The following is a 15,946-nucleotide window of genomic DNA, read 5'->3' as shown; positions in this document are numbered from 1 at the left end:
TCGGATAGTGACTTTATGCCCCCCCGCTCTCGCTATCCAAGACATGGGCCCGGACGCGTCAACCTCCCCCCCGGTGGCGCATCCGGGCCCAAATCATTTCCAGCGTTCAGTGCGTAAATCGATATCGACCGCGGAACGAAATTCCGCTGCCGATCATTGATCTGCGGCAAGAAGTTTTGGTTCAGGAGATCACGATGCGCAAACTTATTGGAATGGCCTTCGTTGCAGCGGCGCTGATGGTCAGCGCATGCAATACCGTTGAAGGCGTAGGCAAAGACGTCAAGTCGGCCGGGGACACGGTTGCCAAGACAGCCGACGACGCCAAATAACAACTCGCTAAATCGTTCGCCAGCGATGGCGTCGGGCAAAACCCTCTCTTGGTAACGGGAGAGGGTTTTTTCTCGACTAAGGGGTTTCGGTCACCTCGGTGTCGGCGGCAACTTTGGCGCGCTTGCGCTCGGTGAACCAGATACCAATCAAGGCGATTTCGTAGAGCATCACCAACGGAATCGCGAGCAACAGCTGGGACCCGATATCAGGCGGGGTCAGAACGGCGGCAATCGCGAAAGCGGCGACGATCGCGTAACGTCGCGCACTGACCAACTGCTTGCGCGTCACGATGCCGGCTCGTTCGAGCAGCATCAACAACACCGGCAGCAGAAACGACAGGCCAAAGGCGAACAGGAACTGCATCACGAAATCGAGATAGTTGCCGACCGAGGGCAAAGCCTCCTGTTGGATGCCGCCGAGGTCACCCTGGTATGACAGCAGGAAATGCAGCGCCATCGGCACCGCGATATAATAGGCCATCGCCGCGCCCATGATGAACAGCACGGGCGTGGCCAACAGGAAGGGCAACAAGGCACGCTTTTCCTGCCGGTACAGACCCGGCGCGACAAACTGCCACAGCTGGTTCGCGATCACCGGGAAGGACGCCATCATCGCAGCAAAGAAGGCGACCTTCACCTGGACGAAGAAGGCCTCGAAAATCTGTGTATAGATTATCTTGCTTTGACCGGCGGCGACCAGCGGGTGGACCAGAAACGCGAAGATCGGCCTAGAGAAATAAAAGGCTGCGATAAAAGTGACGACAAGTGCTGCTGCGCAATAAAGTAACCGACGGCGCAGCTCGATCAGATGGTCGAGCAGCGGCGCGCGAGTCGAGTCGATCTCGCTCGTGTCGCTCACGATTCCGCCTTCTTGCGCGGCGCGCGGGGTTTTTTGGGCGCCGATACAAGCGCGTCGTCAGGGTTCGGGGCGGGTGCGACGATCGGCATTTCGACCATCACCGGCGCCGAGTCTCCGTCCCCGATGCCCTGTGCATCGGATGTGGCGGTATCAGCCAAAGTGGCATCCGACATGGCCATCGGCAACATATGCTGAGCGGGCGTTGGCGGATGCTCACGCATGATCCGCTCATTCTCGGCCGCCCAGCGTTTCTCCATGTCTTGCAACTCGGCCTCGCGCACCATCGAATCGAAACCCGAGCGGAATTGCCGCGCCACGCCGCGCGCACGGCCGACCCAATAGCCGACAAAACGCATCGCCTTCGGCAAATCCTTAGGGCCGATGACGAGCAGCGCGACAACCGCGACGAGGAGGAGTTCGGTAGGCGCGACGTCGAACATTCAAACGGCCTGTCAGCGCAAACGCGCGGTCAATGATTCAACGGCAACGGAATCAACGTTCCTCGCGGAGCTTTTCGCCATCGCGGTCAAAAGCAGGATCGGCGGCCTTTTTTGCCTCGATACGCGTCGGCTCGACCTTGTCGTCTTCCTCGGCCATGCCCTTTTTGAACTGCTTGATGCCCTTGGCGACATCACCCATCATGTTCGAGAAGCGACCACCGCCGAGGAGCAGAATCGCGACGATCCCGAACACCAGCCAGTGAACCAGGCTGAAACTACCCATTACGTATCTCCTTGGAGGTTGCGCTCTATCTAGTCCTCCTCGTCGGAAGATTCCACCTCTAGCTGCTCGAATGCCAAATCTACCGGATCAAGCAGGCCCGCCGCCCTAAGGTCATCAATTCCCGGCAAATCACGCCGGCTCGAAAGCCCGAAATGGGCCAGAAATTCCGGCGTCGTCGCATAAAGCAGGGGTCGCCCCGGCACCTCGCGCCGGCCGGCGGGCCTCACCCAGCCAGCCTCCATCAACACGTCGATCGTGCCTTTGGATATCTGCACGCCGCGGATCGCCTCGATCTCGGCCCGAGTCGCGGGTTCGTGATAAGCGATGATTGCCAGCGTCTCGATGCCCGCTCGGGACAATTTGCGCGGCTCCTCGCGATCGCGGCGCAGCAGGTGCGCCATGTCGGCCGCAGTCTGAAAATGCCAGCGCTCTCCACGCCGCACGAGTTCAACTCCCCGCCCTGCGTAAAGCTCCTGAACGGTGTCGAGCGCCTCGCGCACGCCAGCCGCGTCGTTCAGATGGGCGCGAATCGCCTCCGCCGTCATTGGCTCGGTCGCCGCGAACAGCACCGCCTCTACCGCGCGAGTCAGATCATCGGGCGGGTTCACGCTGGCAGCTTCATATTGGCGCCCTGATGTAAAGCGGTGCGAAGGGCGATTTCTGCCGCAGTTCCACCCTGCCCTGCCGCGCCAGTTCGAGCGTCGCGACGAAGCTGGAGGCAAGCGCGGATTTACGGAAGATGCCGGTCGCGCTCTCCGGCAGAAAACTCTCGATCATACTCCACTCGATCCGCTCACCTAGCAGGCGCGACACGCGCTCCAGCGCGGCGTCGAGCGTCATCACCGGCCGATTGGCAACAATATGCATGACCGGCCGGGTGCGCGCGGTGATTCGGCCATAAGCGGCTATCAGATCATAAATCTCCGCCTGCCACAGCGCCTTGCGCACGGTGCGCAGCCCTTCCGGCGCCCCGCGCAGGAAAACGTCGCGCCCGGTGCGGTCGCGCGCCATCAGCCGCGCCCCGCCCTCACGCATGGCATTGAGCCGTTCGAGGCGCAGTTGCAGCCGCAGCGCAAGCTCCTCCGGATCCGGCTCGACCTGAGGGTCACGCGGCAGCAGCAGCGCCGATTTGAGATAGGCGAGCCACGCCGCCATCACGAGATAATCGGCCGCGAGTTCAAGCTTGATCGCCTTGGCTTCTTCAATGAAGCGCAGATATTGTTCGACCAGCGCGAGGATCGAAATCTCGCGCAGATCGACCTTCTGATGCCGTGCCAGCGCAAGCAACAGGTCGAGCGGGCCTTCCCATCCGTCGAGGTCGAGGTTGAGGGTTTCGTCGGTCATTACATCAAGGTGTAAGCGTGAAGGCCGGGGCGACGCAATCGTTGCCAACACTGTCACGCGGACAGAGACCATCGCCCTGAATTCGCTTCGGACTCAAAGCGCCGCCTACGCCACCGCCAACAACGCATCCCGCTTGGCAATCAGCGCGGCCAGATCGCCCTCGACCCGCAGGCCCGCGATCGTTCCCATCGCTCGATCAAGCCGGGCGCGCGACAAATCCGAAATCTCGCTGAGCCGCGCAGCGATGTCCTCCATCTCGTCCATCCGCCCCCAACAATCGAGCACCAGGTCGCACCCTGCGGCGATCGCACCAGCGGCTTTGTCGCCCGCGCTGCCGCTCAGCGCCTTCATGTCGATATCATCGGTCATCAACAGTCCGTCGAAGCCGATCCGCTGGCGGATGATCTCCTCGATCACGATCGGCGATAGCGTGGCCGGCCGTTCCGGATCCCATGCCTCGAACACGATGTGCGACGTCATGCCCATCGGTGCGCCGGCCAACGCCTTAAATGGCGCGAGGTCGATCTCGAGTTCCGCGTCCGATGCGGTGACGGTGGGCAGATGGTAATGCGTATCGACGATCGCGCGACCATGCCCGGGCATGTGCTTGACCACACCGACCACGCCACCGCGTCGCAAACCATCGATAATCGCCCGCCCCATTGCCGCGACACGCATCGGCTCGCTGCCCAGCGCACGAGTGGAAACCGCTTCGGTCGTGTCGGGTTGTGAAACATCGAGCAGTGGCATGCAGTCTACCGTGATGCCGACCTCGGCCAATGTCAGCGCAATCGCTTCGGCATTGGCGCGCGCCGCCTCGATGCCGGAAATCGGCGCGGTTTCGTAAAGTGCGTCGAAAACAGGACCGGCTGGAAAGGCCGGCCATTCGGGTGGTTGCATCCGCGCGACGCGCCCCCCCTCCTGATCGATCAGGATCGGCAGATCGTCGCGCCCGGTCATCGCACGCAGATCATCGGTCAGCGCCCGAACCTGCGCGCGATTCTCGATGTTGCGTTTGAAAAGGATGTAGCCGGCGGGGTTCGACGCGCTGAAAAAAGCGCGCTCGTCGGCGGTGATGCTCAGACCGGACAGGCCGTAGATAACGGGAATCATGTGAAGAACGGCTCCTGAGCGACGTTCAAAAGTTTGAACTGCCACTCCCCATAACAAGCCCCTCCCTTTTAAGGGAGGGGGAGAAAAAGAGCCTCAGTCGTTCGGTATGAAGCAGGCCTCGCCCGCTACCTTGAGCTTGCCGCACAGGCTCGACGCCTGCCCCGCGCTGCCCGCATTGACGCGCAGGCGGTACATGGTCCGGCCGTTCACATCGGCCTTCTGCACCGACTTGCCGAGCGGCGCGAGATAGGTGAAGCGCTTTGATGTCTTGGTCCAGGCGGCGTTGGCCGACGCCTCGTCGGGGAAGGAACCGAGTTGCACCAGTGCGCCACCCGAAGCGCCTGACGATGCGGAGCGGGCCGGACCGGTCGGTGCAGCCTTGAGCGCCCCGCCGGATGCCGGAATCGCCGTAACGGCCTTGGCCGCGCCCGCCGTGGCGGCACCAGCCTTCGCCTTGGTGCCGGCGACCGGCGCCTCGGGCACCGCCTCCACATTGATCTTGGCGTCACCCGATGCGGCGCCGTCGCTTGTCGCGATTGCGCTAGCGCCTTCCCCCTCGACCTTCAGGCCACCAGGATCGTCGGGTTTGACCTTGTAATCGCCCTCCTGGGCGCTGATCAGCGCGCCGTTGCCGGCTTCGCCGCGCGACTTCTGATAATATTGGTAACCGAACAGCGCCGCGGCGATGACCACGAGAGCAAGCGCGATCAGCGCGATGATACGAAGCGGGCTGGGTCCTGCCTCATAATCCTCGTCGACGGTTTCCAGCCAGGGCAGCCGGTCCTCATCGCGCATGTCGAAATCGTCCGACGTCGCCATCTGTCACATCTCCTGGACCGCCTGCACCCCCATGATGCCAAGTCCGTTGCGGATAACCTGCCCTATTGCTTCGGCCAAGAAAAGCCGCGCGCAAGTCTGGTCGGCATTGTCGGCGATCAGGAACCGTCGCGCCGGATCGTCCTTGCCGAGATTCCACAAGGAATGAAGAGATCCCGCCAAGTCATAGAGATAGAAAGCAATACGATGCGGTTCGCGCGCCGCCGCAGCGGTATCGACGATCCGCGGAAACTGTGCAGCGAGCTTGACCAGCGCGAGCTCCTGCGTGTCAAGTTGGGACAGGTCCACTGAACCGCACAGGATCCCCGCCTCCGCCACCTTGCGACCGAGCGACGCGATCCGCGCATGTGCATACTGGACGTAGAACACCGGATTGTCCTTCGACGCCTCGACCACCTTGGCGAAATCGAAGTCCATCTGGGCATCCGACTTGCGTGTGAGCATGGTGAAGCGGACGACATCCTTGCCGACCTCGTTCACTACATCGGCCAGCGTGACGAAATTGCCCGAGCGTTTGGACATCTTGACCGGTTCACCGGCGCGCAACAGCCGCACCATCTGCACCAGCTTGACGTCGAAGCGCGTCTTGCCGCCGGTCAGCGCCTGCACTGCCGCGACAATGCGCTTGACCGTGCCGGCATGGTCGGCGCCCCAGATATCGATCAGCGCATCGGCATTCTGCGCCTTCTGGTAATGATAAGCGAGATCGGCGCCGAAATAGGTCCATTCGCCAGACGATTTGCGAATCGGCCGATCCTGATCGTCGCCGAACTGGGTCGAGCGGAACAGCGGCAGCACGACCGGCTCCCAATCCTCGGGCGTCTCGCCCTTGGGTGCTTCGAGTACGCCATCATAGATCAGGTCGCGCGCGCGCAAAGCCGCTTCGGCCGCCTCGGGCTTACCCGCAGCCTGCAATTCTGCTTCGGATGAAAAAAGGTCGTGATGGATGCCGAGCAGCGCCAGATCGGCCTTGATCAGCACCAGCATCGACGCGACCGCGGTCTTGCGGAACAGCGCAAGCCAATCGCTTTCGCGTGCGTCGACATATTTGTCGCCGAATTCTTGGGCCAGCGCCTGACCCACCGGAATCAGATAGTCGCCAGGGTAAAGCCCCTCCGGAATCGCGCCGATGTCGGCGCCAAGCGCCTCGCGGTAGCGCAGATGCGCCGAGCGCGCGAGCACATCGACTTGCCCGCCCGCGTCGTTGACATAATATTCGCGGATCACCTTGTGCCCGGCGAACTGCAGCAAGTTAGCCAGCGCATCGCCGACCACCGCGCCCCGGCAATGCCCCATATGCATCGGGCCGGTGGGGTTGGCGGAAACATATTCGACGTTGACGGTGACGCCCTTGCCGCGCGTCGAGCGGCCATAATCATCGCCCTCGTCGCGAATCGCCGACAGCTCGGCGCGCCACGTATCCTCGGTCAGCGCAAGGTTGATGAACCCGGGCCCGGCGACCGAAACGCTCTCGACCTCTTCGAGTTTGCCCAGTTCGGCGGCGATCTTCTCGGCCAGCGCACGGGGGTTGGTCGCGGCAGGCTTGGCCAACACCATCGCTGCGTTGGTGGCGAGGTCGCCATGCGTCACATCGCGCGGCGGTTCGACCGTCACTGCGGCGCGGCCGAGCCCGGCGGGCAGATCGCCCGAGGCGACAAGCGCATCGAGCGCCGCATCGAGATGCGCGGCGAAACGGGTATACAGGGTCATTGTTAGTCCGGTCGATTGAGAGGTAAGCGCGGCCCTTAGCGGAAGCGGACGGCACCTTCAATTTTTCCCAATAAGGGGAAATTCGGATCGACGAGGCACCAACCCCGTTTGGTTGAGCCTACGAAATAGCGGCACCCCGCCGATCCCCTCCCCGGAGGGAGGAACTGAACGCGCACCGGTCAGGCGCGCAGTAAACCCTGCACCACCGGCGTGTCCGGTGTATTGGGGAAAAGCGTCATCATCGTGCGTTTGGGATCGACCCCGAAATGACTTGCGACCGCCCCGCCGATAAATGCGTCGAGCTGCATCGTGGGTTTCAAGTCGCGACCTTCATAAAGTGCGCTTGCCTCAAGTCCCGGCCAGTCTGCGATCACTCGTCCCCCCTTTACGCCACCGCCCATCAGCATCGCTGAACTCGCAGTGCCGTGATCGGTTCCACCGGTTCCGTTAATCGCCACGGTTCGCCCGAATTCGGTCGCGACAAGCACCATGGTGTCGGCCCAGAGTGGTCCGAGCCCAGCCTGCAGCGCGCCGATCATCGCATCCAGGCCTTTGAGCTGAGCACCGAGCCGCCCACGCTGCTGCGCGTGCGTGTCCCAGCCGCCGGTTTCGATCATCGCGATCCGCGCGCCATCGGGCGCAGCAAGCAGCTTCGCGGCCAGCGTGCCCGTCGCCGCGGCGTTGCGGCCATTGTCGCCGGCAAGATCGCTGGTCAGCTTGCGTGTGCTCATCGCTTCGCTCCACAGCGAATGAAGCTGGCTGTCGCCCTCGTACAGCATCGTCACGCGTTGCAGCAGATCGTCCGATGCATCGGGCAATGCGGAAGGCGCGTAGGACGCGACCTCGCGCGATCCGCGCAGCGCCATCGGCACCGTCGCTGCAACCGCGATCGCCTTCGCCTCGCCCGAAGGGATCACGCCGAGCATCCGGTTCATCCAGCCATCCTTGACCCGATACGCCCCTGCCCCGCCCGTCTCGAGCACGTTCTGCCCATCGAAGTGCGACCGGTCGCGATAGGGCGAGGCGATGGCATGGGCGAACAATGCCTGATCCCGCGCGTAGAACCCGCCGATGGTAGCCAGCGACGGATGCAGTGCGAACATCGCATCGAGCCTCACCGCGCCATCGAAATCCGCAGCGAGCACACCACGCGCGCCGGCAAATGCCGGATCAGCGACCGGCGCGACTGTGCCGAGCCCGTCCGCCGCGCCGCGCTGGATGATGAACACGAAACGCTTGTCGGTCTCGGCCTTGGCCCAGGCCATACGCGGCGCAAGCAATGCGAGCGCGCTCATTGCGCCAGTACCGATCAGGGAACGACGGTCTATCATCACCTATCTCCGCATGAATTCGGGCGCGACGAGCAGCAGCGCGAGCGCCTGTCCCGGACTTTCCGCGCGCGCCAGCGCCTGGATCGTCGCCTGGCTTACCGCCGCCGGAAACAGCTTCGGTGCAAGTGCGCGCGCATCGATCGCCCCGCCGCTGCGCGCCGCGAACCGTTCAGCCGCCTCGACCCGGCGCATCACCGCATCCGAGCCGGCCCAGCTTCCCGCGATATCATCATAACCGGCCGGAGATCCGGGCCGCCAGATCGGCTGACCAAGCTGGCTGAGCAGACCGGTCACCGCTTGGGGTTGCACCGTTTTCGTACCCAGCGCGCGCATCGCCGAGATCGACCAGTCCCATGGTGTCTTGAACTTGGCACTTTGCTCCACCCAAGCCTCGGGCGAGGCGATCAGCGCGCGATAGACCGTCGGCAGATCGCCGCTTGATGACAGGAATGCCGCCTTGAGCCGCTCGACCAAAGCAGGCGGCGGCACGTCGCCGGCGAAATGCCGCGCCAGCTTTGTGGCGATATGCGCCGCCGTCGCTGGATGGACGGCGAGGTCGGACAGCACCGCCTGCGCCTGGCGCTCGCCAGCCTGCGCATAGCTTTTGCCCATGATCGTGCGCGCTCCCGGTTCATGGATGCGCTCTGCAAAGATAAAATCTCCTGGCTCGCCCTTCGATCCGGCGCCCCGCGCGACGGCACCACTGGTCAGGCCGGCCACGGTCCAGCCAGTCATCGCGCGGGCGAATTCGGTGACATCGGCCTGACTGTAGCCGGTGCGCACGCCCAGCGTGTGGAGTTCGAGAATCTCTCGCGCCAGATTCTCGTTCAGGCCGAGCTTGCGGTTGGGCCGATTGGCGACGCGGCTGCCGATCTGGCTGTTGGGTCCGATCGATTGCGCCTGATCGAGATAGAGCAGCATCGCCGGGTGGCGCTCGACCGCAGCGAGCATTTCGCCGAATTTGCCCAGCACATGCGGCCGGATCGCTTCGAATTCAAACAGTCCCGCAAGGCCGATCACCGTCAGCTTGTCGGCCGACACCGCAAAATGATTGGCCCAGAAATGCACCAGTCGTTCGACAAACGGAGCCGGGCCGGTCAGCGCAACGACCGACCGGGCGCCGACCGCATCGACATAATGGCCGCGCCCCTGCTGCCGCGCGAATTGCCGTGCCTGCTGAACCGCGTCCTTTGGATTGCCATCGGCCTTTTCCACGTCCGGCGCTACGGGACGACCGGCTATCATCGACGCCTGGCCATCTTCCATCATTGGCGCGGTTGCTGTGTTGACAATGCCTTTCCGGCGTGGCGCCATTTCCGCGCGCAGTTGCTTCGTCTCGGCCAGATAGGCGGCCAGCTCGCCAGCGAGCTGACGCCGCCCCGGCAAGGCGGCAATGACAGCCGGTTTCGTCTCGAATTTTTCGAACTGCATCAGCAGCCATTTGCCCGGCGCATCCGGCAACATGTCGTCCGGGCGGCCGCCCAGCCCGAAGCGATTCAGCGCGATGCTTTGCTGCGACATGTGCTCGCTCCTCGGATCATGCTCACAATCGGAATAGGCGCCGTTTGTCGCAGGAGTATGCCAACGCGCAGGTTGGTCGTCCGTTTCCTGCAACTGGTCGTGCAATCTTTGCGGTTGGCGACATGCTGCAGTGCAATATAATGCCACTCATACAGAAACGCGGGGATGCTGATCCGGCTTTCGATCACTCGAAAGGAAAAGATCATGACCAAATTTGTCACCGTATCCTTGCTGATCGCCTCGCTATCGGTTTCGCTTATGACCCCTGCCGCCGCCAGCACCGCGGATGAATCATCAAAGCGGAGTTTCACACGTGACGGTGAGACCTATGTCTACACCGCGACCGAAAAGGACGATCATCTCCTGCTCGTCGGTCATAGCTATCCGTCGGGGAGCTCATTCCGCCTCGTCGTGCGCGGAGACCATGTGAGTGGCAGAGCTGGCGGCCAGCCTGTCTCTTTTGTCGCCAAGGCTCCACGAACACCGGTCGCATCGAACGAACTCGCCTCGCGCTGACGATCGAGAATCTACCGACCCAAGCCGATCGGCCCGCCGACCTGCGATAACGACAGGGCGGCGTACCGGTCGGTCATCGCGGCGATGAAACCCCCGATATAACGGCTACGCGCAAATTCACTTGGCGCGACGTCAGCTTCCCGACGCCGTGCCAGCGTCCGATGGCGCCGGTGGGGTCTTCGGCAAAGGTTCAGGCATGCTTATCAGCAGTCCGTCGAGCAGCGTCTTGAACGCCGTAACGACCTTCCCCGAGATCGCCTCGGGATCATCGGAATTCGCGATCGATTGCGAGGCCTGACTGCTTGCCCCGTTGATCAACCGCGCCGCTATGTCGGGATCCAGATCGGCGACGACCACCCCCTCTCGCTGCAGAGCGATAAGATGCCCCGCGATTGCGGCTTCGCAGGCGCTGGCGTTCGGCCAGTGTGACGGATCACCCAGAACGGCGGGGCCGTCCCGGAACATGATGCGCTGGATTTCCGGCTCGAGCGCCATTTCGATATAGCTGGTGCATTCATCGACAAAGCCCTGCCAGGGCGTAAGCGCCCTCCGGGCGACCTCGCTGACCCGCGCCGCCATCTCATCGTCGATCTCGACGATGACAGCTCTAAAGAGCCCCTTCTTGTCGCCGAAATGATGATAGAGCGCACCACGCGTCAGGCCGGCGGCGGCGGTAAAATCATCCATCGACGCCTCGGCATAGCCGACCGTGCCGAACGCATGACGCCCCGCGCTCACCAGTTTGGCGCGTGTCTCCGCGATCATTTCCTTGCGTGGCCTGTGTGCCATTGGACTTCCTTCACATACGGAACGTATATTAATTGACATACGCAGCGTATGCAATTATCTAAATTTCATACGCCGCGTATGTCAACTTTGCGGCCCTAATATTCTGGAGCCTGCAATGCCCAACCCTTATGGAGAAATCTTCCGCACGTCGGGCACGAAGGGCTTCGCGGCCGCTGGTTTCGTCGCGCGGTTGCCGATCGCCATGGCACCGATCGGCATCGTCGCCATGTTGTCGCAGACTCGCGGGGAGTATTGGCTCGCTGGCGCCGTCTCGGCGACCTATGCGCTGACCAACGCCGTTATTGCCCCACAGATATCGCGCCTGATCGATCGCCTTGGCCAAACCAGAGTGGTCGTGCCCACCATGGTCGTATCGGTGATCGCCTTCGCGGCGCTGCTCATCGCAACCCATCAGCATTGGCCGAGCTGGACATTGTTCCTGTCGGCCTTGCTCGCCGCCGCCATGCCCAGCATTCCAGCGATGGTCCGGGCTCGTTGGACTGAAATCTTTCGCGATCGCCCTGAACTCAATACGGCTTTTGCGTTCGAATCGGCGGCGGATGAATTGGTCTATATCGCCGGTGCCTCATTGTCCGTGGGCCTGAGCGTATCATTGTTTCCCGAGGCCGGCGTGCTGGCGAGCACGCTGTTTCTCGCATTCGGATCCGCCGCCTTCATTCTACAGCGCTCAACAGAGCCTCGCGTCAGGCAGGCGGGACAAGATGGTAGCGGTTCCGCAATCCGGGAGCGCCCGGTACAGATCATCACCCTCGCCCTGATCTTTGTTGGTGCGATCTTCGCAACGGCAGAAGTCAGCGCAGTAGCTATTACCAAAGAGCTGGGTCAGCCCAGCGCCGCGACGCTCGTGATCGGCGTGTACGCCATTGGCTCGTTTGCCGTCGGCCTGGTCGTTGGCGCGCTGAAGCTGAGCATGCCGCTGCAGCGTCAACTCGCCATCGCGGTCGGCATCATCGCACTGACAACCTTGCCACTGCTGGTCGCGAATACGGTGCCGTTGCTCGCCCTGGCGATCTTCTTCAGCGGCATCGGAGTCTCGCCCACCTTCATTACCGCGTTCGGCCTGATCGAGCGCCGCGTGCCGGCGGCGATGCTGACCGAAGGCGTGACCTGGGTGACCACCGGCATCGGTATCGGTATGGCGCTGGGATCGTTCGCAACGGGATTGGTAGTGGATAAATTCGGCGCGTATAACGGCTTCTGGGTGTCGGTAGCCGCCGGAACGATAGCGTTGCTCATTGTCCTGCTCGGTCAGAAGAGCCTCGCGGGCGACCAGCCAGATAGCGGCCCGCCACAGCCGGCGGCGTGACCTTTAGAAGCCTTCGGGCAGATCGACTCGACCAACTACTTCGCGATAGCGGTTCACGGCGTAGCGATCAGTCATGCCGGCGATGAAATCGGCGATATGACGGCTGCGCGCGGGTTCGCTTTCCGGCAGGCGCGCGGCCCAGCCATCCGGCATCAGTGCGGGGTCGGCATGATAAGCGGCGAACAGGCCCGCAACCACGCCGTGCGCGGCGTCCGCCGCCGCCATCTGATGCGGATGATGATAAAGGCACGCGTACATAAACTTCTTCAGCGCACGCTCCTCATCGCGCATCGCCCGAGAAAAGCCGACGAGCTGCCCCGCCCCTCGCACGTCGTCAGCGGTTTCGATGTCGGCCGCGGCCAGCCTTGCGCGCGTCTCAGCGATGACGTCGTTGACCATGGCGCCGATCTGGCTGCGTACCAGTTCGCCGGTGAGCCTTTCGGAGGTGACATCGGGAAAACGCGCCAGGGTCGCCGCCCACCCGCGCGCGACCACCGGTACCTCGAGCAGTTGATCGAGACTCAGCAGGCCCGCGCGCAAGCCATCGTCGATATCGTGATTGTCATAAGCGATATCGTCCGCGATCGCCGCTACCTGCGCTTCCAGCGACGGCCAGCGACCGAGGTCGAACGGAAAGGCGGCATTCGCCTCGACCAGCGCCCAGCCCGGTGATTTGACCGGTCCATTATGCTTGGCCAGCCCTTCCAGCGTTTCCCAAGTCAGGTTCAGCCCGTTCCAGCGCGGATAGGGGCTGTCGATTTCCATCAGCGCGCGCAGCGTATGGCCATTATGGTCGAATCCGCCCTGCCCGGACAGCGCCGCCTTCAAGGCATCCTCGCCGGCGTGGCCGAACGGCGGATGGCCGATATCATGCGCCAGGCACAGCGCCTCGGTCAGGTCCTCGTTCAGCCCCAGCGCACGCGCGATCGTGCGGCCAATCTGCGCGACCTCGATGCTGTGAGTCAGGCGGACGCGAAAATGATCGCCGTCGGGGGCCAGGAACACCTGGGTCTTGTGGCGCAGCCGCCGGAAGCTGATCGAGTGGACGATCCGGTCGCGGTCGCGCTGAAACGCATCACGCGGTCCGCGTTGGGTATCGTCTTGTTCCTTGTGAAGCCGCCCCCTGCTGCGCACCGGTTCCGAAGCCCAAGGCGCTGGAGTCGTCACTTAGCGCCGAGCCTGGTGATCTTCTGACCCGCTTCGCTGGTGAAGGTGAAGCCGGAAATGCCCGACTTCGCGATCAGATTGACGAAGGCGCGTGCCTCATCGTTCGTCTTGAACGGTCCGGCAAGGACGCGGTTGGTCAGCCGCAACGGCGTGGTCCAGCCCGACTGGCCCTTGAATGCGGCCGGTGCCTTGGCGCGAACCTGCTCCCAAGCCTTGGCCAGACTTGTTTCATTGGCGCCGCCCGCCACCTGTACCCAGATACGCGCGGGTTCCATGATCTTGGGATCATTCTTCTTTTTCAGCTCCTCCGCCTTTTTGGCATCGGCAAGCTTCTTGTCAGCGATCTTCTTGTCCGCCAGTTTTTTGTCGGCGAGTCTCTTGTCGCTGGCGTTTTTGTCCGCCGCTTTTTGCGCGGCCAGCGCCTGAGTTTCGGCGGCTGAATTGTCAGGTGCTGCCTTCGCCACCGCGAGCGGCTTTGCCGCGACCGCCGCGGGCGCCGCCTCAGCGACCCGAACCGGCGCAGGCGCTGGCTGGACCGGCTCAACGTCGAGTTCGGAGCCGGGTACGGTGATATTGGCGATAATCTTCGCCAGGATCGAATCCTCGCCACGCGCCAGCCCCGGCGGCGGCGTCCGCGGCTCGGGTGCGGGAGTGATATAGGATGTAGAAGCAGCTGGGGCTGGGGAAGCAGCGGTGGCTGTGGAAGCAGGCGTGACCGGCTGCTCCGCCGGAGGTCCGGAAATCGGTTCAGGCGTTGCCTTGGCAGATTGCTCAACCCGCCTCGGTGTTTCGACGGTCGTTACCGGCTGAGTGTCCGGCTCGACCACATCCGGTTCGTTGTCTGCGGCCTCGGGCTCGGGGTCGCGCTTTGCTTCAGTGGACCGTGTTGCCGTCGGCGGCTCGGCCACCCGAGCAGAGGACTGCGCCGCTTGCGAGGTTTCCTCACGGCGGGGTGCGGGCATTGCCGTCACGGTCACCGGTCGAACCGCCGCATAAGCGACCGATGGCAGCGGGGCGCGATCACGGGCCTGTGACTGGGTTGGCGCGGCCGCTTGAGCGACCTCGTTCCGGCCGGGCGAGGCCTGCACCACCTCCGTCCGGCCCGGAACCTGTTGTACGACTTCGGAACGGCCGGGGATTTCCTGCGCGACTTCGGTGCTGACCGGCGGTCCGACATAAGCGGGCGGTGCGGGCAATGGCACCGGCGGCGTGACAGTGGCGACCTGAATGCGATCCGGCACGCGCTTCCTCTTGTCTTTTTTGCGGTCGCGGCGACCTTTCTTCTCTTCGATCGCGGGCGGGGTCGACACCGCACTCGCCATGACGACCGGGCGACCGGGCTCGGGCTGCAATGCCGGCATCGCCGGTGCCAGCCGTGCGTCCGCGGTCCGCTGCCACGACCCGCGCACTTCGCCGAAATGTACCGCAAAAGCGCGATCGACCGCACCGAGTTGCGGCAGACGCTGGAAAAACGGTCCCAATCCTTGAGCGAGACCACCCGGCATCATACTGGTCGCGATGCGCTCCGCGCCCGGCGCGTCGCCGGTCATTGCCAGGATGAAAGCGCGCGCGCGCCACGCGGCACGGTCGCTGCGGCGAAGTAGTGGCTCGAGCTTTGCCAGCGCCTCGTCGCGCTTACCGGAAATACCCAGTGACAGGGCATAGCGACGGATCGTTTCGTCCACCGCGCCATCGCTAAGGGCAAGCCGGTAATCGCGCTGCGCTCTTTCCTGTTCGCCGATCAGGTCATAGGCGAGCCCGCGATCGGCGGCGAAGCGCCGTACATCGCCGCGAAACGATTCGGCTTCGGCGAACCGGCGCAATGCTTCGCCTGGCCGGCCGCTCCTGACGAGCAACGTTCCCATTCCCGCCTTGATGCGCGGATTGCGCGGATCGAGCCGTTCCGCGCGCGCGAAGAAGCCCGACGCAGCAGTTGTGTCATCGAGCTTCAGGGTCAGCTCACCGGCGCGGATCAGCGCGTTTAGATCGGCAGGATTGACCGCGAGCAGCCGCATTTCCGATGCAAGTGCATCGGCGTCAGGTGTCGCCGCCTGGACGACCTCATATTGCGCGAACGCGGGCACTCCCGCCATGAGCGACAAAGGTGAGGCCATCAGGGCCAGGATATGGAGACGCCGGGCATGCATCAATGTGTCAGCTTAGCGCCTTGCCTGTCCCAGTGAAGTCGTCATGCCGGGCCTGCCCGGCATCCGCTGTCCCGTAATCACACCATGGGCTGGCGCATGGCACGGTGAATCCCGGAACGGGTCCGGGTTGACGCAGATAATCTTGCTTAGACCTGAACGATGCCGCGCCGACAATGTCCGCCATCGCTTCCGCACGATCAGCCGACGCGCGCCGACGATAAGCCGGGCGCGCG

At 63.3% G+C, this 15,946-nt stretch carries 16 protein-coding genes; 3 read left to right on the top strand and 13 right to left on the bottom strand.

What is annotated here, in order from left to right:
• Positions 1-194 precede the first annotated feature (194 nt).
• On the top strand, positions 195-329 hold the full coding sequence (locus G4G27_RS03260; protein ID WP_183112028.1) for an entericidin A/B family lipoprotein: 135 nt from the start codon (positions 195-197) through the stop codon (positions 327-329).
• A 76-nt stretch (positions 330-405) separates the two neighbouring features.
• Here the strand turns inward: G4G27_RS03260 and tatC are convergent, their stop codons facing one another.
• The 10 genes from tatC to G4G27_RS03210 all read right to left on the bottom strand — a co-directional run bounded on the left by tatC (position 406) and on the right by G4G27_RS03210 (position 9,767).
• Positions 406-1,188 carry a twin-arginine translocase subunit TatC gene (gene tatC / locus G4G27_RS03255; protein WP_183112027.1) on the bottom strand — a complete coding sequence of 261 codons (783 nt, stop codon included), beginning with the start codon at positions 1,186-1,188 and terminating at the stop codon, positions 406-408.
• Complete coding sequence (tatB, locus tag G4G27_RS03250) at positions 1,185-1,628, bottom strand: Sec-independent protein translocase protein TatB (protein ID WP_183112026.1); 444 nt, start codon at positions 1,626-1,628, stop codon at positions 1,185-1,187. The genes tatC and tatB overlap by 4 nt, the downstream gene beginning before the upstream one ends.
• 52 nt (positions 1,629-1,680) lie before the next feature.
• A complete protein-coding gene (locus tag G4G27_RS03245) occupies positions 1,681-1,911 on the bottom strand; it encodes a twin-arginine translocase TatA/TatE family subunit (protein WP_183112025.1) in 231 nt (76 codons plus the stop codon).
• A 29-nt stretch (positions 1,912-1,940) separates the two neighbouring features.
• On the bottom strand, positions 1,941-2,519 hold the full coding sequence (scpB, locus tag G4G27_RS03240) for an SMC-Scp complex subunit ScpB (protein WP_183112024.1): 579 nt from the start codon (positions 2,517-2,519) through the stop codon (positions 1,941-1,943).
• Between the two features lie 10 nt (positions 2,520-2,529).
• Positions 2,530-3,255 carry a ScpA family protein gene (locus G4G27_RS03235; RefSeq protein ID WP_183112023.1) on the bottom strand — a complete coding sequence of 242 codons (726 nt, stop codon included), beginning with the start codon at positions 3,253-3,255 and terminating at the stop codon, positions 2,530-2,532.
• A gap of 105 nt (positions 3,256-3,360) precedes the next feature.
• A complete protein-coding gene (locus tag G4G27_RS03230; protein ID WP_183112022.1) occupies positions 3,361-4,368 on the bottom strand; it encodes a glycoside hydrolase family 3 protein in 1,008 nt (335 codons plus the stop codon).
• A 93-nt stretch (positions 4,369-4,461) separates the two neighbouring features.
• Positions 4,462-5,187: an SPOR domain-containing protein gene (locus G4G27_RS03225; RefSeq protein WP_183112020.1), complete on the bottom strand. Its 726-nt coding sequence runs from the start codon at positions 5,185-5,187 to the stop codon at positions 4,462-4,464.
• 3 nt (positions 5,188-5,190) lie between these two features.
• A complete protein-coding gene (argS, locus tag G4G27_RS03220) occupies positions 5,191-6,915 on the bottom strand; it encodes an arginine--tRNA ligase (protein ID WP_183112018.1) in 1,725 nt (574 codons plus the stop codon).
• 179 nt (positions 6,916-7,094) lie between these two features.
• Positions 7,095-8,246, bottom strand: coding sequence for a DUF1501 domain-containing protein (locus tag G4G27_RS03215; RefSeq protein ID WP_183112017.1), 1,152 nt, complete (start codon positions 8,244-8,246; stop codon positions 7,095-7,097).
• Positions 8,247-8,249: 3 nt separating this feature from the next.
• Positions 8,250-9,767: a DUF1800 domain-containing protein gene (locus G4G27_RS03210; protein WP_183112016.1), complete on the bottom strand. Its 1,518-nt coding sequence runs from the start codon at positions 9,765-9,767 to the stop codon at positions 8,250-8,252.
• 165 nt (positions 9,768-9,932) lie between these two features.
• Between G4G27_RS03210 and G4G27_RS03205 the strand changes: the two genes are divergently transcribed.
• Positions 9,933-10,283, top strand: coding sequence for a hypothetical protein (locus G4G27_RS03205; protein WP_244624532.1), 351 nt, complete (start codon positions 9,933-9,935; stop codon positions 10,281-10,283).
• A 132-nt stretch (positions 10,284-10,415) separates the two neighbouring features.
• Here the strand turns inward: G4G27_RS03205 and G4G27_RS03200 are convergent, their stop codons facing one another.
• Positions 10,416-11,072 carry a TetR/AcrR family transcriptional regulator gene (locus tag G4G27_RS03200; RefSeq protein ID WP_183112015.1) on the bottom strand — a complete coding sequence of 219 codons (657 nt, stop codon included), beginning with the start codon at positions 11,070-11,072 and terminating at the stop codon, positions 10,416-10,418.
• Positions 11,073-11,274: 202 nt separating this feature from the next.
• On the opposite strand from G4G27_RS03200, the gene G4G27_RS03195 reads away from it, so the two are divergent.
• The gene (locus G4G27_RS03195) at positions 11,275-12,399 is read left to right on the top strand and encodes an MFS transporter (protein WP_210275214.1); all 1,125 of its coding nucleotides are present in this window, start codon (positions 11,275-11,277) and stop codon (positions 12,397-12,399) included.
• A 3-nt stretch (positions 12,400-12,402) separates the two neighbouring features.
• Here the strand turns inward: G4G27_RS03195 and G4G27_RS03190 are convergent, their stop codons facing one another.
• Positions 12,403-13,566 carry a deoxyguanosinetriphosphate triphosphohydrolase gene (locus tag G4G27_RS03190; protein WP_183112011.1) on the bottom strand — a complete coding sequence of 388 codons (1,164 nt, stop codon included), beginning with the start codon at positions 13,564-13,566 and terminating at the stop codon, positions 12,403-12,405.
• Positions 13,563-15,713, bottom strand: coding sequence for an SPOR domain-containing protein (locus G4G27_RS03185; protein ID WP_183112009.1), 2,151 nt, complete (start codon positions 15,711-15,713; stop codon positions 13,563-13,565). Before G4G27_RS03185 ends, G4G27_RS03190 begins: the two co-directional genes overlap by 4 nt.
• Positions 15,714-15,946 lie beyond the last annotated feature (233 nt).

Source organism: Sphingomonas sp. So64.6b (assembly GCF_014171475.1).
Taxonomy (GTDB): domain Bacteria; phylum Pseudomonadota; class Alphaproteobacteria; order Sphingomonadales; family Sphingomonadaceae; genus Sphingomonas; species Sphingomonas alpina_A.
Note: the sequence above shows the minus strand (reverse complement) of the source record. Positions and strands in the feature narration are given on the sequence as shown.

Coding starts and splice junctions, on each gene's coding strand:
- G4G27_RS03215 (WP_183112017.1), bottom strand. CDS start 8,246: ATGATAGACCGTCGTTCCCTGATCGGTACTGGCGCAATGAGCGCGCTC.
- G4G27_RS03195 (WP_210275214.1), top strand. CDS start 11,275: ATGGCACCGATCGGCATCGTCGCCATGTTGTCGCAGACTCGCGGGGAG.
- G4G27_RS03235 (WP_183112023.1), bottom strand. CDS start 3,255: ATGACCGACGAAACCCTCAACCTCGACCTCGACGGATGGGAAGGCCCG.
- G4G27_RS03205 (WP_244624532.1), top strand. CDS start 9,933: ATGCTGATCCGGCTTTCGATCACTCGAAAGGAAAAGATCATGACCAAA.
- G4G27_RS03260 (WP_183112028.1), top strand. CDS start 195: ATGCGCAAACTTATTGGAATGGCCTTCGTTGCAGCGGCGCTGATGGTC.
- G4G27_RS03230 (WP_183112022.1), bottom strand. CDS start 4,368: ATGATTCCCGTTATCTACGGCCTGTCCGGTCTGAGCATCACCGCCGAC.
- G4G27_RS03245 (WP_183112025.1), bottom strand. CDS start 1,911: ATGGGTAGTTTCAGCCTGGTTCACTGGCTGGTGTTCGGGATCGTCGCG.
- G4G27_RS03210 (WP_183112016.1), bottom strand. CDS start 9,767: ATGTCGCAGCAAAGCATCGCGCTGAATCGCTTCGGGCTGGGCGGCCGC.
- G4G27_RS03200 (WP_183112015.1), bottom strand. CDS start 11,072: ATGGCACACAGGCCACGCAAGGAAATGATCGCGGAGACACGCGCCAAA.
- G4G27_RS03225 (WP_183112020.1), bottom strand. CDS start 5,187: ATGGCGACGTCGGACGATTTCGACATGCGCGATGAGGACCGGCTGCCC.
- G4G27_RS03185 (WP_183112009.1), bottom strand. CDS start 15,713: ATGCATGCCCGGCGTCTCCATATCCTGGCCCTGATGGCCTCACCTTTG.
- argS (WP_183112018.1), bottom strand. CDS start 6,915: ATGACCCTGTATACCCGTTTCGCCGCGCATCTCGATGCGGCGCTCGAT.
- tatB (WP_183112026.1), bottom strand. CDS start 1,628: ATGTTCGACGTCGCGCCTACCGAACTCCTCCTCGTCGCGGTTGTCGCG.